This is a genomic window from Salinirubellus salinus (assembly GCF_025231485.1).
Classification (GTDB): domain Archaea; phylum Halobacteriota; class Halobacteria; order Halobacteriales; family Haloarculaceae; genus Salinirubellus; species Salinirubellus salinus.
In genome coordinates this window covers 1721026-1734666 of the sequence record NZ_CP104003.1, presented here as the reverse complement: position 1 = coordinate 1734666, position 13641 = coordinate 1721026, and the positions used below count along the sequence as shown (strand labels likewise).

The following is a 13641-nucleotide window of genomic DNA, read 5'->3' as shown; positions in this document are numbered from 1 at the left end:
CGCCGTCAGTCCTCGAGTGACTCGAGCGGCGCGTCGGGCGCGTTCGCCCGCACGCTCTCGATGCCCTGCCGGGCCTTCTGCCGGGTCGCGTACCCCTCACCGGAGTCCGCGATGATGTTCCCGTTGTCGTGGACGAGTCGCCAGCGGTACTTCCCCTCGCGGTCCTCGTAGAGTTCGAACGTCGCTCCCATACACGGACGGTGGCACCCGAACGGCAAGAATCCGCGGGCCACTCCGCATCCGAGACGCCGCTCCGGGGCCGGTGACACGGACGGCGAACCTTCTTGTACGGTGCCGAACCACCTGCGGGCATGTCGAGTAGCCCTCCGCTCTCCGAGTACGGCTCCAGTACCGGCGTCAACGCGCTCGTCGGCGGCCTCGCCAGCATCGTCCTCGCGTTCCTCCCGTTCTCCACCGTCCTCGGTGGCGCGCTTGCGGGCTACCTCGAAGGGCCGGACACCGACGCCGGCCTGAAGGTGGGGCTGTACGCCGGCCTCGTCGCCATCGTCCCCCTCGCACTCGTCGGGTTCCTGTTCGGCGGGTTCTTCCTCGCGTTCGTCCCGATGATGGGCCCGCGCGGTGGCGCCGTCGGCGCGCTCGGCTTCGTCGCCTTCCTGTTCGTCGGCCTCCTCGGCCTGCTGTACACCGTCGGGCTCTCGGCCGTCGGCGGCGTGCTGGGCGCGTACCTCCACCGCGAACTGTAGCAGCGAGCGCTCGTGCCGAAGGATTCTCCCCGCGCCGGCCCCAGCCACTGCCATGGACGACGACACGCTTGACCGGGCGAAGGGAGCGCTCCTCGGACTCGCCTGCGGCGACGCGCTCGGGCGCCCCGTCGAGTTCCGCTCGCCAGCGGATATCGACCGCGAACACGGTACCCTCCGCGAGATGGTCGGCCAGGGGACCCACCGCCAGCCCGCGGGGACCGTCACCGACGACACGGACCTCGCGCTGTGCATCGCCGAGAGCCTCGTCGAGACGGGCCGATTCGCCCCCGACGACGTGGGGCGCCGGTTCGTCGACTGGCTCGAGGCCGGTCCGTTCGACGTGGGGCTGACGACCAGCGACGCCATCAACGAGCTCCGGTCGGGCACGCCGGCCCTGCAGGCCGGCGAGACGGTCTGGGAGCGCCTCGCCGAGGGTGGCAACGCCGGAAACGGGAGCGTGATGCGCTGTGCCCCGCACGCCCTCGCGTTCTCGGGCGGCCGACTCGACCGTGTGAGCCGCGCCTCCTCGGCCATCACGCACTTCGACCCGCGCTGTCAGGCCGGGTGTGCGGTGTTGAACCGGACGATACGCGGGTTCCTCGACGGCGAGACCGACCCGCTGGCCCGGGCGCTGGAGACGACCGAGCTGCCCGGCGAACTCCGGGGCGCGCTCGACGGCGTGGGCGAGGGCGACGACGAGGCGCTCGACAACTCGGGGTACGTCGTCTCGACGCTCCAGACGAGCCTCCACGACGCGCTCGTGGCCGACACCGCGGAGGCGGCCATCATCACCGCGGTCAACCGCGGTGGCGACGCCGACACCCTCGGCGCCGTGACCGGTGCCGTCGCGGGGGCCCGGTTCGGCACGAGCGCCCTGCCCGAGCGGTGGGTCGACTACCTCCGGACGGCAGCCGGCGACCCGCTGGCAGACCACCTCCGGGGGCTGGCGACCGACCTCGTCTCGGGCGAGTTCGACAGCGCGGTCTGAGCCGGCTCAGCGTCGCTCGTAGGTGACGAAGGCCAGTTCGCCCGCCTCGCGGCGTTCGACCTCCCGCCACATCTCGGCGTCGAACGCGGGGAAGTGGGTGTCGCCCTCGGGCGACTCGGGCACCTCGGTCAGCACCAGCGCGTCGGCCCGGTCGAGGAACTGCTCGTAGACGGTCTCCCCACCGACGACGTAGACGGTGTCGCCGCCCGGGGCCTCGCGTGCGCGCTCGAGCGCCCGGTCGAGCGAGTCCGCGAGCACCGCCCCCTCGGGGAGGTCGAGGTCGCGCGTCGAGAGCACCACGTTCGTCCGGTCGGGCAGGGGGCCGCCGAGGTCGGCGACGATGGACTCGTAGGTCGTCCGCCCCATCACGACGGGGTGGCCCGTGGTCGTCTCCTTGAAGTGTCGCAGGTCAGCGGGGTAGTGCCACGGCATCCCGCCGTCGACGCCGATGACGCCGTTCTCGGCGACGGCGGCGACGAGGACGACCCGCGGACGTGCGCTATCGCGCCCGCTCATTCGGCCACGGCGAACCGGAGTCCGGGCGCCGACTCGTAGTCGTGGAGCTGGACGTCCTCGAAGACGAGTTCGTCGAGCGGCTTGTCCGCCACCTCGATGGTGGGCCGGGCCTTCGGCGTCCGAGCACACTGCTCCAGCAGCCCCGGAACGTGGTCGTAGCCCTCCTCGTCCTCGGGTTCGGCGGGGGCGGCCTCGACCAGCCAGTCGCGCACGTCGAGGTACGCCTCGCGCTCGTCCACGTCGGCGAGGCGGGACTGGAGCGCGCCGAGGTTGTCGGCGTACCAGTCGCCGCGCGCGCCCTGCCCGCAGTAGACGTGTGCGTCGACGACGCTGTGGACGAACTCGCCCACCTCGAAGCCGGTGCGGTTGGCGACGGCGTGACAGAGCAGGCTGTAGGCCGCGATGTTGAACGGGATGCCGAGCGCCACGTCGCCCGAGCGCTGGGTCAGGTGGACGTTCAGGCGGTCACCCTGCACGTTGAACACGAAGGTGTAGTGACACGGCGGCAGCGTGGAGACGGCTGCGTTCGCGGGGTGCCACGCGACGACGACGATGCGCCGGGAGTTGGGGTTCTCCCGCAGCGTGTCGAGCGCGTACCCGATCTGGTCGAAGGTGCGCCGGCCGTCCTCCTCGTTGACCCAGCGGGCGCCGTCGCCGTCCGGGTCCGCCCAGCTCTCGCCCGGCAGCCGGTCGGCCCCCTCGGGGACCGGGTAGCGGCGCCAGAAGCGCCCGTAGGCCGTGTCGAGGCGTCCCTCGTCGTCGGCCCACGCGTCCCAGATGGCGGTCTCCTCGGAGAGGGTGCGGACGTGCTCCTCGCCCGAGAGGTACCAGAGGAACTCGTGGATGAGCGAGTTCCAGCGGAAGCCGGTCATCTCCTTCGTGGTGAGCAGGGGGAACCCCTCTGCGAGGTCAACGCGGTACTGCTGGCCGAACGCCGACACCGTGTCGACGCCTGTGCGGTTCGGCTTGTACGTCCCCGTGCGGAGGACGCGGTCGACGAGGTCGAGGTACTGTTGCATCGTTCGTGGGTCGAGGTGGTCGCCGCCCGGCGCGGCCCCGGTGCCGGCTCGCAGGTGACGACCGCTCGTTACCCTCCGGTGACGAAGCCGCGACAATAAGATTGTCCACAGGGCGGAAGTGGTGTGCCCGCTCACTGCGCGACCGGTCGCTCGCCCTCGCTCGACCGTCGCCCCTCGCGCTCGTGTTCCCGCAGGTGTGCCCGGAGGTCGAGGGCCGTCTTCACGAGCACCATCACGACCAGCGCGGCCACCGACGTCCCGGCCGCGGAGACGACGAACGCGCCCACGACGATGGTGAGGTGCATCACGAGGACCCGACCGTACGGTGCGTAGAGACGCTCCCCCGGCGAGACGCGGCGCCACGCCCCGGCCGCGAGGTAGTTCTCCCGGTAGGAGACACCGTGGCTGACGACGGCCGCGAGCGTCGCGAACACCAGCGTCGGGAGGTCGGCCACGCCGAGGCGCCCCGCGCCGCCCGCGAACAGCGGCACGAGGAAGACGAACGCGCCGTGGACGAGCCAGAACCCGCCGTAGTGTCCGAGGAAGAACCGCGCCACGCGGCGGGTCTCCGGCCGCGGGACGGGCTCGTCGGGGACCGTCGCGGGGGCCTCCGGGAGGCTGACCGTCGACCCGTTGGACTTCAGCCGCAGCGCCCGCTTCCGGGACGCGGCCGTCTCGGCGCCGTGCGCGCGGCGGACCTTCGGGACGTTGAACGCGCCGACGACGCCGCTCTCCAGCCAGTAGAGCACCAGCAACGTCTGGACCGACCAGCCGAAGATGACGACGCCGAGGAGCGGGACAGCGTTCGTCGCCAGCAGCGCGAGCACCGCTGCCCGGCGCGACCGCCCGAGCCACCCGGGGAGCCGAGCCCTGTCCCCACTCGTTCCCATCTTCGGCGGACTCTGGGTCGTCTCGAGGTATGAACCTTCCCCGCGTCGGGAGCGGCGGGTGGACCGAACGCCGTCCGGCGGTTCGCCCTGCGCCGACACGATGTTTTTGACCGCTGACACCGTCCAGGGTCGTATGTCGACAGACGAGCGTGAGCAGGGCGAACTCGACCGGGAGGCACGCGCGGCGTTCCTCGGGTCCGGCGGCACCGGCGTCCTCTCGTTCACCACCGAGGCCGACGAGTCACCGCACTCCATCCCGGTCTCCTACGGGTTCGACGCCACCGACGAGACGTTCTACTTCCGCCTGGCGGTCGGCCCGGAGAGCGAGAAGGCCGACCTGCTCGACCGCGGCGTGTCGTTCGTCGTCTACGAACGCTCTGCGGACCACTGGGAGAGCGTCGTCGCCACCGGCCACCTCGAACACGTCGAGGACGAGGACGTCGGTACCGACGCGCTCGCGGGCCTCGACCGGAGTCACATCCCGATGTTCGACGTGTTCGGCCGCCCCAGCGCCCAGGTCACCTTCGAGTTCTACCGGCTCGCACCCGGGAGCCTGACCGGGCGTCGTGAGACGATCGTCCGCGAGTGACCGGGCCGTCCGCCCCCGGCCGGGTACCGTCTTTATGTCGGCAGCGACCCCACGGAGCGCCATGGGACCCCCGCTGACCCGACGCCGAGCCCTCGGCCTCGGGAGCGCCGCGCTCGCCGCCGGCGTCACTGGTCGTCTCGGTACGACGCCGCCCCGGCTCGACACGTTCCAGTCCGGCCCGGCGGTCCGGCTCGACCCCGTCGTCGAGGGACTCGAAGCGCCACTCGCCTTCGAGACGGCCCCCGGCAGCGACGCGTTCTACGTCGCCGAACAGACCGGCCGGGTCCGGGTCGTCGAGGACGGCACCGTCACCGGCACGTTCCTCGACGTGCGCGACCGGATGACCGCCCCGCAGGGTGAGCGGGGTCTCCTCGGCATCGCCTTCCACCCGGCGTACGCCGAGAACGGGACGGTGTACGTCCGGTACTCGGCGCCCCGGCGCTCGGGGACCCCCTCCGAGTTCAGCCACACGTTCGTGCTCTCGGAGTTCGTGGCCCCCGACCGCGAGACGGTCGACCCGTCGACCGAGCGGACGCTGCTCGAGCTACCCGAACCGCAGGGGAACCACAACGCCGGGGCCGTCGCGTTTGGCCCGGACGGCTACCTCTACGTCGGCACGGGCGACGGCGGCGGTGGCGGCGACGAGGGGACCGGTCACGTCGAGGACTGGTACGACGCGGTCCCGGGTGGTAACGGCCAGGACGTGACCGAGAACCTGCTCGGGTCCATCCTCCGCATCGACGTGGACGGCCGGACCGACGGGAGACCCTACGGCATCCCCGAGGACAACCCGCTCGTCGGCCGCGACGGCCTCGACGAGCACTGGGCGTGGGGGCTCCGGAACCCGTGGCGGTTCTCGTTCGCCCCGGACGGCCGACTCGTCGTCGCGGACGTGGGACAGAGCGGCTACGAGGAGGTGAACGTCGTCGAGCGGGGCGGCAACTACGGCTGGAACGTCCGCGAGGGGCGCCACTGCTACGGGGCCGAGTCCTGCCCGACGGACTCGCCGACCGGCCCCCTCGTTGACCCGGTGCTGGAGTACCCCCACTCCGGTGCCGAGGTGTCGGGCAACGCCGTCATCGGCGGTTACGTCCACCGGGGCCGCCTGCCGGGTCTCGTCGGCGAGTACGTCTTCGGTGACTTCACCGGCGGCCTGTTCGCCGCCACGCCCGAGGGCGACGACTGGCCCGTCCGCCGGCTCCGGGTGACGAACACCGACGACGGCCGCCCGCCGAGTCCGCTCCTGGCGTTCGGCGAGGACCGCGCGGGGAACCTCTACGCCTGCCTCTCGAACGGGACCGTGTACCGACTCGCCCCGCCGGAGGGGCAGACCCCGGTGCCGACGGACGCGCGGACGCCCACCCCGACGGCGGACGACCCGGACGGCGGACAGACGGACGCGGCGTTCACGACGACGCCGGGCGGGTCGGCGACGGTCACCGAGCCACGCGAGACGACGCCCGGCGGCTCGGGCGGCGACGGCGCGGGGTTCGGCGTCCTCGCGACGCTCGTGGCGGTCGTGCTGGGCGCCGCGGCGGCCGCCCGACGGCGCACCGAGTAGCCGAGGGGACGCCCACGTCGGCGCCGCTCCCGAGGCCACCGGATTCAAGCCCCGCCCGCCCCTCCTCCGGGTATGCCCGGCGAGATGCCCCGACTCGGGTTCGGGACCTACGCGCACGACGACCCGGAGGTGTGCGCCGAGAGCGTCCGGCAGGCGCTCGAGGTGGGGTACCGACACGTCGACACCGCACAGGGATACGAGAACGAGGCCGACGTCGGGCGTGGCATCCGCGAGTCGAGCGTCGACCGCGAGGACGTGTTCCTCGCCACGAAGCTCCTGACCGAGAACCTCGCGTACGACGACGTGATCCACTCCACGAAGGAGAGCATGGACCGCCTCGGCGTCGACACCATCGACCTGCTGTACGTCCACTGGCCGCTGAACACCTACGACCCCGCCGACACGCTCCCGGCGCTCGACGAACTGGTCGACCGGGGGTGGATACGCCACGTCGGCGTCTCGAACTTCGAGCCGCGGCACCTCGAGGAAGCCCGCGACGTGCTGGAGAATCCCATCTTCGCCAACCAGGTCGAGATGCACCCGATGCTCCAGCAGGACGCCCTGCTGGCCGACGCCCGCGAACACGACTACTGGGTCGTCGCGTACTCACCCATCGCCCGCGGGGAGTTCTTCGACCACCCGGCCATCGCCGAGACGGCGGCGCGACTCGACTGCACGCCCGCACAGGTCTGTCTCGCGTGGCTGCTCGACCGCGAGCACGTCGCGGCCATCCCGAAGGCCACCGGCGAGCACGTGGTGGAGAACGTCGGGGCGCTGGACGTCGCCCTCGACGCCGAGGCCCGCGAGCGCATCGACGGTATCGACGAGGAGCACCGTGTCGTGGACTTCGACGAGGCGCCGTGGCACGCCACGACGGACTGATGTGCTCGCTGGCCACGTCAGTCGGCGAGGACTGAGGCGGTGACGGTGTCCGAGTTCGTCGACCTGACCCGGCTGTTCGACGCTGACGCCGAGCACTCGCTGTCGCTCCCCGCCCCCGAGGTCGAGACGCTGGCCGACGTGGCCCGCGACGGCGCGAACGTCCAGCGGGTCTGCACGCCGACCCACGCCGGCACGCACGTCGACGCGCCCCGGCACGTCCTCGTGGACGGTCCGACGGTGGACGAGTACCCGCTCTCGCGGCTCACCGGCGAGGGGGTCGTCCTCGGCGTCGAGGTCGACGGGTCGCGGGCCGTCGACCGGGGGGACCTCGTTGGGGCCGACACGCTTCGCGACGGGGACGCCGTGCTGCTCTCGTTCGGGTGGGCCGAGCACGCCGGGACCGAGGCGTACCACCGCTACCCGTGGCTGTCGACCGACCTCGCGGACTGGCTACTGGCGCGGGACGTCTCGCTGCTCGGGATGGACACACTCTCGCCGGACGAACCGCGCGAGTCGCGTGACTCGGACGCCGACCCGTACCCCGTCCACCGACGACTGCTGAGGGCGGGCGTTCCGGTCGTGGAGAACCTCGCGGACCCGTCGGCACTCGTCGGTGAGCGCGTCGAGGTGGTGTGTGCGCCGCTCTCCCTCCGTGGTGGGGACGGCGCGCCCTGTCGGGTGCTCGTCCGACCACTCGGGTGAGGCCACCCGGGGGCGTGGACTTTTGCCCGTCCCCGTCGCGTGACCGAGACGTGCCCCCAGACGCCTTCCAGGTCGTCCCGCCCACCGTGGAGGACGCCGTCGAGCCGTACAGTGAACTCGTGGGCGACGTGACGCTGTTCGTCACCGTGGCCCTCGTCGTCTACCTGCTCGGCCGTCTCCTCGTCGTGCCCGGCGCGGTGCGGGTCGTCCGGATGCGCAACCGGAACAACCCCACGCTCGTCACGGCGACGGAGACGTACCTGTCGGTGGTCATCGCGGGCATCGCCATCTTCGCCGGCCTCGTCGCCAGCGGGCAGGCCGCGTTCCTCGTCAGCACCGACTCGGCCATCCTCATCGCCGCGCTCACGTTCGCGTTCGGCGTCGCCGGCCAGGAGGTGTTCGGGTCGCTCATCAGCGGCATCTTCCTCGTCGCCGACCCGGACTTCAACGTCGGCGACTGGATCTCGTGGCCCGGCGGCGAGGGCTACGTGGAGGCGGTCGACTTCCGGGTCACGCGCATCCGGACCATCGACAACGAGACCATCACCGTCCCGAACACGCAGCTGACGACGAACGCGCTGACCCGGCCGTTCGGGCGCGACAGCTACCGCGTGACCGAGCGCATCTTCGTCTCCTACGCCGAGGACACCGAGCGGGCGCTGATGGAGCTCCGCACGCTCGCCGGCGCGCACGACCGGGTGCTGGAGGAGCCCACGCCGACGACACGCATCGTCGACCTCGGCGAGAACAGCATCACCCTCCGCGCGGAGTTCTGGGTCGACGACCCGGACGGCGGCGGCATCGTCGACGTGCGTTCGGACTTCCGCCGCCGCGTGAAACGCCACTTCGACGAGGAGGGCATCACGCTCGCGCCCCCCTCGGCCCAGTCGGTGACGGGAGCCATCGAGGTGGCGCGGACCGACGGCACCGACGCTGGCGAGTGAGTGACGGGCGCCGGCGCGGACCGCCGCGAGGGCCACGCTCTTGACGCCCCCGGCCGACGGGCCAGTATGTATCTCGCCGACGAGGCGTGGCCGGACCTCGAGACCTACTTCGCCGAGGAGTCGCTCGCCATCGTCCCGCTGGGGTCGACCGAACAGCACGGCCCGCACCTGCCGCTCGCGACCGACCACCTCATCGCCGAGGGACTCGCTCGCGAGGCGGCCGAGCGCTCGGGCTACCTCTGTACGCCCACGGTGAACGTCGGTGTCTCGCCGCACCACCGACAGTTCCACGGGACGATGTGGGTCGATGCGCCCGAGTTCCGCGACTACGTCGAGTCGTTCACCCGGAACCTCACCTACCACGGCATCGACCGCGTCGTCTACGTCAACGCCCACGGCGGCAACGTCGAACACCTGCAGGAGGTGGGTCGACGCCTCCACGCCGACGAGACGGCGTTCTGCGTCGAGTGGATGTGGGACGAGTCCATCCCGGACCTCGTGGACGACCTGTTCGAGCACAACGGCCCCCACGGCGGCCCGAAGGAGACGGCGATGATACAGCACCTCCGGCCCGAACTCGTCCACGACGACCGACTCGACGACGCGGCCGAGGGTGGGGTCCGGGAGTTCGAGAAGTACTTCGCCGGCGAGGTGGAGCCCGAGGGCCGCCCGCCGATGGTCAACGGTGCCCGCACCTTCTACGACGCGCGGGACAACTCGGAGAACGGCGTGTTCGGCGACCAGACCGACGCCACCGCGGCGAAGGGGGCCGAACTGTTCGACGCCGCGAGCGAACAACTCGTCCAGCTGTGTGAGTGGCTCGCCGACGCCGACTACGAGGCGCTGATGCCCGCCGACCACGTCTGAGCCGGGCCACGAGCTGCTCCCCCAGTCCGTGGCTGCCACGACGCCGACCGACGTGGCCCGACACGCCCAAAGCCCCACCCTCCCTACTGCCGCCGATGACCACCATCTGGAACCTCGCGCACGACGAACGGGTGTTCACGAGCAACGTCTTCCTCGTCTGCGCGGACGCCGACGAGGGCCGGAACGTCCTCGTCGACCCCGGCAACGCGTTCGACGTGGTGCCGAAGGTCCGCGAGCAGTTGGGTGAGGCCTCGCTCGACGCTGTCGTCCTGACCCACACCCACTCGGACCACGTGGGGAACGTGGAGAGCGTGGTCGAGGCGTTCAGCTGCGACGTGTGGGGGTACGACCCCGACCACGAACTGGTCGACCACGCCATCGCCGACGAGGAGCGGGTCCTGCTGGGCGACCACGAGTTCCTCGCGGTCCACACGCCCGGGCACAAGGACGACCACCTCTGCTTCTACAGCGAGGACGGCGGCGTCCTGTTCGCCGGCGACCTCGTCTTCGCCAACGGCTCGTTCGGCCGCACCGACCTCGAGGAAGGGGACCGCGACACGCTGGTCGCGTCCATCGACCGCCTGCTCGACCTCGTCGACCCGTCGCTCTCGGAGATGCACACGGGCCACGGCCCCTCCATCACGACGAACCCGCGCCACGACATCGAGACGGCGAGCCGAGCGGCGCGGATGATGGCCTAGCCGTCGGTAGAGCCCCGCTCGAGTCGCCCGCGGAGCCGCGTCAGCCCGTCACCGAGCCACACCGTGTAGCCGACGCTCAGGCCGAACAGCCAGCAGACGACCACCACCGCCGCCGGGGCCGGCGGCTCGTTCACCCCGTAGCCAGCCGCGAGGCCGACGAGCAGGAACGCACCGAGCGTCGTCAGGGCGAACGCGAACACGCGCCCCTCGCCGTGGTCGGTGCGGTGTTCGAGGAGGACGCCCAGACAGAGCGCCACGAGCAGTTGGCCGAGGACACCCGGACCGGTCGCCGGCGGGAACAGTGATAGCATCGGGGCACAGGCGGGCGAGACCCAGAACGCGAGGACGACCGAACGGACGAGGGAGGCCACGTCCGGAACGGCGTCCGGTCGGAGGAAAAAGCCTCCCCCAGCGTGGGCGCGGCCGGTGCTTCAGGTTCCACGCGCGGTCACCGGGCCGCGTCAGCGTTCCGTCCCGACCGCCTGCCGGGCGAGTCTGGCCTGTGCCTTCCGGAGGTGGTCGGCCGCGGTGCTGGCCGCACACCCGAGTTCCGCCGCGACGGCATCCACCGAGGCGCTCCGGGGAACCTCGTAGTAGCCCAGTTCGAGCGCGACGGCGACGGCCTCGCGCTGTCGCCCGGTCAGCAGGGCCCCACCGTCGAGACCGTGTTCGTAGCTTCCGATCCGGTCGACACGCACCTCGAACTCGGCGGGGAAGCCGTCGACCACCGCCTGGACGTCCGTCTGCCGGCCGACCACCTCCATCCTCGTCTCGCCGTCGCTGGCGAACTCGATGGGCGGGAGTGTCAGGACTCGCCGGTCGACGAACGGTTCCCTGAACCCCCGGTCGGCGTCACGGGTCTCGTGTTCGACGTAGGCGTAGAAGCTCTCCTCGTCCAGTCGGACCGTCTCGTAGGCCGTGACGAACGGTACCTCCTCCAGCGCGGCCGTGTAGACCCCGCGGTCACCGACGACGCGGAACAGCACCACGTCCACGGCCTCGTCAGTCGTACTCCAGTTCCAGAGCTGTGTCAGCGTCACCTCGTCGCGCTCCATCACGAACGTGTGCATCGGATTGCGTGACTCGGGGGGCTCCCGGACGGCGAGTCGGAGGTACTTCACGACCACACCTCTCCGCGGCGTTACTTAAACCACCCTCGCACGTTCGCCTGAAGCGGCTTGCACCCCGCGGCCCGACTGTCGACTAGCCATGACGACGCGTCATCCCTCGCTGACGACCCTCCAGCGACGAGCGTACGGCTGGGGGTGGTCGGCGTGAGCCTCGAACCACAGACGACCGCTGCGGAGACGACAACCGAGGACGTGGCCGGCCTGGTCGAGGAGCAGGTCGGCGAGCAGCCCCTCGACAGCGAGCACCACCGGAACGCCGAGGCGCTCGTCGTCCGCCCCGACGCGGTCCAGGCGGTCCTCTCGACGTTGAAGGAGGCCGCCGGCTTCGACCACTGCGCCTGTGTGACCGCACAGGAGTACGGGGACCGCTTCGAGTCTATCTACCACCTCAGGACGTACGACGACCCGACGCGGGAACTGTCGGTGGTCGTCCCGACGGCGAAGCGCGACCCGGTCAGCGAGTCCGCGGCGCCGGTGTTCCCCACGGCCGCGTGGCACGAGCGCGAGGCCTACGACCTCGTCGGTATCGAGTACGACGACCACCCGGACCTCCGGCGTATCCTGCTCCCGGAGACGTGGCAGGGCCACCCGCTCTCGCTCGACTACGACTCCGAGCAGCCACAGGTGGTCACGCTGCGCGAGCACGAGAACCCACTGGCGGCGGACCAGCGCGCGGGCGAGCACGGTGACACGATGCTCCTCAACATCGGGCCGAACCACCCCGCGACCCACGGCGTGCTCCACCTGCAGACGGTGCTGGACGGTGAACAGGTCGCGGACGTGGAACCGGACCTCGGTTACATCCACCGGTGCGAGGAGCAGATGTGCCAGCAGTCCACCTACCGCCACCAGATCATGCCGTACCCGGACCGCTGGGACTGGAGCGGGGCCGGTATCCTCAACGAGTGGGCGTACGCCCGCGCTGCCGAGGACCTCGTCGACATCGAGGTGCCGGCGTACGCGCAGGTCCTCAGGACGATGTCAGCAGAACTCTCCCGGATGCTGGCGCACTACCTCGCGGTCGGGACCTACGCGCTCGACGTCGTGGGCGAGTTCACCGCCGCCTTCATGTACGCGATGCAGGACCGGGAACGCGTCCAGACCATCCTCGAGGATCTCACCGGGCAGCGACTGATGTTCAACTACTTCCGCCTCGGCGGGGTCGCCTTCGACCTCCCCGAACCGCGCGAGGCGTTCTTCGAGACGGTCCGGAACTACCTCGACGGCGTCCCCGAGCGATTGGACGAGTACCACTCGCTGCTGACGGGGAACGAGGTGTTCCAGATACGGACCGTCGACACCGGCGTCCTCGACCCCGAGGTGGCGAAGGCGTACGGCTGTACCGGGCCGGTCGCCCGTGGCTCGGGCGTCGACTACGACCTCCGCCGGGACGACCCCTACGGCTACTACGACGAACTCGACTGGACCGTGGCGACGGCGGCCGACGGCGACAACTTCGCCAGGGTCCTCGTCCGCCTCGAGGAACTCCAGCAGTCCGCTCGCATCGTCGAGCAGTGTCTCGAGGCGCTCGAGGAGTGGCCCGCGGACGAGCGCACCGTCCAGGCGAACGTCCCCCGCACGCTGAAACCCGACCCGGACACCGAGATCTACCGGGCAGTCGAGGCCGCGAAGGGCGAACTCGGTATCTACATCCGTGCCGACGGGACCGACACGCCAGCACGGTTCAAGATCCGGTCGCCGTGTTTCTCGAACCTGCAGGCGCTCCCGTCGATGGCCGAGGGGGAGTTCGTCCCGGACCTCATCGCCACGCTCGGCAGTCTCGACCCCATCATGGGCGAGGTGGACCGATGAGTCCGCCGCCGTCAGCCGGGGACCTCGGACAGGCCGACGGGGAGTCGGTCACCTGCATCGCGTGCGGGGCGGAGGTCGCCCGGGCCGAGGCCAGGGAGTACGACAAGCACGGCGACCGCTGGGACCGGCGCGGCAAGCGCTTCGAGTTCCTCTGCAAGCCGTGTCACCGCGAGTGCTGTCACCAGTCACGCGAGGGGCTGGAGGAGACGCTCGTCGCGGCCGGGGCGGGCGAGACCGACCGCTGGTCGTTCCTCCGGCGGTTCGACGAACTCATCCGCGACGACCCCGGCTCGTCGGACCCACACAGACACCGGCGCTCCCCGTAGCCCCCGACTC

The 13641-nt window shown here is 71.2% G+C and carries 17 protein-coding genes; 11 read left to right on the top strand and 6 right to left on the bottom strand.

Annotated features, from left to right (window positions below; translation table 11 throughout):
• Window positions 1–5 precede the first annotated feature (5 nt).
• The gene (locus N0B31_RS09550) at window positions 6–191 is read right to left on the bottom strand and encodes an HVO_2922 family protein (protein WP_368389225.1); all 186 of its coding nucleotides are present in this window, start codon (window positions 189–191) and stop codon (window positions 6–8) included.
• A 120-nt stretch (window positions 192–311) separates the two neighbouring features.
• On the opposite strand from N0B31_RS09550, the gene N0B31_RS09545 reads away from it, so the two are divergent.
• Both N0B31_RS09545 and N0B31_RS09540 read left to right on the top strand, forming a co-directional pair.
• A complete protein-coding gene (locus N0B31_RS09545; protein WP_260643633.1) occupies window positions 312–704 on the top strand; it encodes a DUF5518 domain-containing protein in 393 nt (130 codons plus the stop codon).
• A 52-nt stretch (window positions 705–756) separates the two neighbouring features.
• The gene (locus N0B31_RS09540) at window positions 757–1692 is read left to right on the top strand and encodes an ADP-ribosylglycohydrolase family protein (protein ID WP_260643632.1); all 936 of its coding nucleotides are present in this window, start codon (window positions 757–759) and stop codon (window positions 1690–1692) included.
• Between the two features lie 6 nt (window positions 1693–1698).
• On the opposite strand, the gene N0B31_RS09535 is transcribed toward N0B31_RS09540, so the two are convergent.
• The 3 genes from N0B31_RS09535 to N0B31_RS09525 all read right to left on the bottom strand — a co-directional run bounded on the left by N0B31_RS09535 (window position 1699) and on the right by N0B31_RS09525 (window position 4117).
• Entirely contained in the window at window positions 1699–2208 is a 510-nt protein-coding gene (locus N0B31_RS09535) for a dihydrofolate reductase (RefSeq protein ID WP_260643631.1), read from the bottom strand.
• A complete protein-coding gene (gene thyA, locus N0B31_RS09530) occupies window positions 2205–3227 on the bottom strand; it encodes a thymidylate synthase (protein ID WP_260643630.1) in 1023 nt (340 codons plus the stop codon). The genes N0B31_RS09535 and thyA overlap by 4 nt, the downstream gene beginning before the upstream one ends.
• A 131-nt stretch (window positions 3228–3358) precedes the next feature.
• Window positions 3359–4117: a DUF6498-containing protein gene (locus N0B31_RS09525; RefSeq protein WP_260643629.1), complete on the bottom strand. Its 759-nt coding sequence runs from the start codon at window positions 4115–4117 to the stop codon at window positions 3359–3361.
• 133 nt (window positions 4118–4250) lie between these two features.
• Here N0B31_RS09525 and N0B31_RS09520 point away from each other — a divergent pair, with 133 nt between their 5' ends.
• The 7 genes from N0B31_RS09520 (at window position 4251) to N0B31_RS09490 (ending at window position 10363) form a co-directional block, all read left to right on the top strand.
• A complete protein-coding gene (locus N0B31_RS09520) occupies window positions 4251–4706 on the top strand; it encodes a pyridoxamine 5'-phosphate oxidase family protein (RefSeq protein WP_260643628.1) in 456 nt (151 codons plus the stop codon).
• 61 nt (window positions 4707–4767) lie between these two features.
• A complete protein-coding gene (locus N0B31_RS09515; protein WP_260643627.1) occupies window positions 4768–6267 on the top strand; it encodes a PQQ-dependent sugar dehydrogenase in 1500 nt (499 codons plus the stop codon).
• A gap of 72 nt (window positions 6268–6339) precedes the next feature.
• Window positions 6340–7149 (top strand): aldo/keto reductase, encoded by an 810-nt coding sequence (locus N0B31_RS09510; RefSeq protein ID WP_260643626.1) that lies wholly within the window; start codon window positions 6340–6342, stop codon window positions 7147–7149.
• A 39-nt stretch (window positions 7150–7188) separates the two neighbouring features.
• Window positions 7189–7851 carry a cyclase family protein gene (locus N0B31_RS09505; RefSeq protein ID WP_260643625.1) on the top strand — a complete coding sequence of 221 codons (663 nt, stop codon included), beginning with the start codon at window positions 7189–7191 and terminating at the stop codon, window positions 7849–7851.
• Window positions 7852–7901: 50 nt separating this feature from the next.
• A complete protein-coding gene (locus N0B31_RS09500; RefSeq protein WP_260643624.1) occupies window positions 7902–8795 on the top strand; it encodes a mechanosensitive ion channel family protein in 894 nt (297 codons plus the stop codon).
• A 66-nt stretch (window positions 8796–8861) separates the two neighbouring features.
• Window positions 8862–9662, top strand: coding sequence for a creatininase family protein (locus N0B31_RS09495; protein ID WP_260643623.1), 801 nt, complete (start codon window positions 8862–8864; stop codon window positions 9660–9662).
• Between the two features lie 95 nt (window positions 9663–9757).
• Window positions 9758–10363, top strand: coding sequence for an MBL fold metallo-hydrolase (locus N0B31_RS09490; RefSeq protein WP_260643622.1), 606 nt, complete (start codon window positions 9758–9760; stop codon window positions 10361–10363).
• Here the strand turns inward: N0B31_RS09490 and N0B31_RS09485 are convergent.
• Together N0B31_RS09485 and N0B31_RS09480 are read right to left on the bottom strand one after the other, a co-directional pair.
• On the bottom strand, window positions 10360–10734 hold the full coding sequence (locus N0B31_RS09485) for a hypothetical protein (RefSeq protein ID WP_260643621.1): 375 nt from the start codon (window positions 10732–10734) through the stop codon (window positions 10360–10362). The genes N0B31_RS09490 and N0B31_RS09485 overlap by 4 nt on opposite strands.
• Before the next feature lie 90 nt (window positions 10735–10824).
• Window positions 10825–11484 carry a helix-turn-helix domain-containing protein gene (locus N0B31_RS09480; protein ID WP_260643620.1) on the bottom strand — a complete coding sequence of 220 codons (660 nt, stop codon included), beginning with the start codon at window positions 11482–11484 and terminating at the stop codon, window positions 10825–10827.
• A 210-nt stretch (window positions 11485–11694) separates the two neighbouring features.
• Between N0B31_RS09480 and N0B31_RS09475 the strand changes: the two genes are divergently transcribed.
• Window positions 11695–13305, top strand: a complete 1611-nt coding sequence (locus N0B31_RS09475; RefSeq protein WP_380628454.1) for an NADH-quinone oxidoreductase subunit D — start codon at window positions 11695–11697, stop codon at window positions 13303–13305.
• Window positions 13302–13631, top strand: coding sequence for a DUF7562 family protein (locus N0B31_RS09470; RefSeq protein WP_260643619.1), 330 nt, complete (start codon window positions 13302–13304; stop codon window positions 13629–13631). The genes N0B31_RS09475 and N0B31_RS09470 overlap by 4 nt, the downstream gene beginning before the upstream one ends.
• Window positions 13632–13641 lie beyond the last annotated feature (10 nt).

Bases quoted from the DNA above. Each gene is read 5' to 3' on its own strand.
- N0B31_RS09550 (WP_368389225.1), bottom strand. From the start codon at position 191: ATGGGAGCGACGTTCGAACTCTACGAGGACCGCGAGGGGAAGTACCGC.
- N0B31_RS09545 (WP_260643633.1), top strand. From the start codon at position 312: ATGTCGAGTAGCCCTCCGCTCTCCGAGTACGGCTCCAGTACCGGCGTC.
- N0B31_RS09540 (WP_260643632.1), top strand. From the start codon at position 757: ATGGACGACGACACGCTTGACCGGGCGAAGGGAGCGCTCCTCGGACTC.
- N0B31_RS09535 (WP_260643631.1), bottom strand. From the start codon at position 2,208: ATGAGCGGGCGCGATAGCGCACGTCCGCGGGTCGTCCTCGTCGCCGCC.
- thyA (WP_260643630.1), bottom strand. From the start codon at position 3,227: ATGCAACAGTACCTCGACCTCGTCGACCGCGTCCTCCGCACGGGGACG.
- N0B31_RS09525 (WP_260643629.1), bottom strand. From the start codon at position 4,117: ATGGGAACGAGTGGGGACAGGGCTCGGCTCCCCGGGTGGCTCGGGCGG.
- N0B31_RS09520 (WP_260643628.1), top strand. From the start codon at position 4,251: ATGTCGACAGACGAGCGTGAGCAGGGCGAACTCGACCGGGAGGCACGC.
- N0B31_RS09515 (WP_260643627.1), top strand. From the start codon at position 4,768: ATGGGACCCCCGCTGACCCGACGCCGAGCCCTCGGCCTCGGGAGCGCC.
- N0B31_RS09510 (WP_260643626.1), top strand. From the start codon at position 6,340: ATGCCCGGCGAGATGCCCCGACTCGGGTTCGGGACCTACGCGCACGAC.
- N0B31_RS09495 (WP_260643623.1), top strand. From the start codon at position 8,862: ATGTATCTCGCCGACGAGGCGTGGCCGGACCTCGAGACCTACTTCGCC.
- N0B31_RS09490 (WP_260643622.1), top strand. From the start codon at position 9,758: ATGACCACCATCTGGAACCTCGCGCACGACGAACGGGTGTTCACGAGC.
- N0B31_RS09470 (WP_260643619.1), top strand. From the start codon at position 13,302: ATGAGTCCGCCGCCGTCAGCCGGGGACCTCGGACAGGCCGACGGGGAG.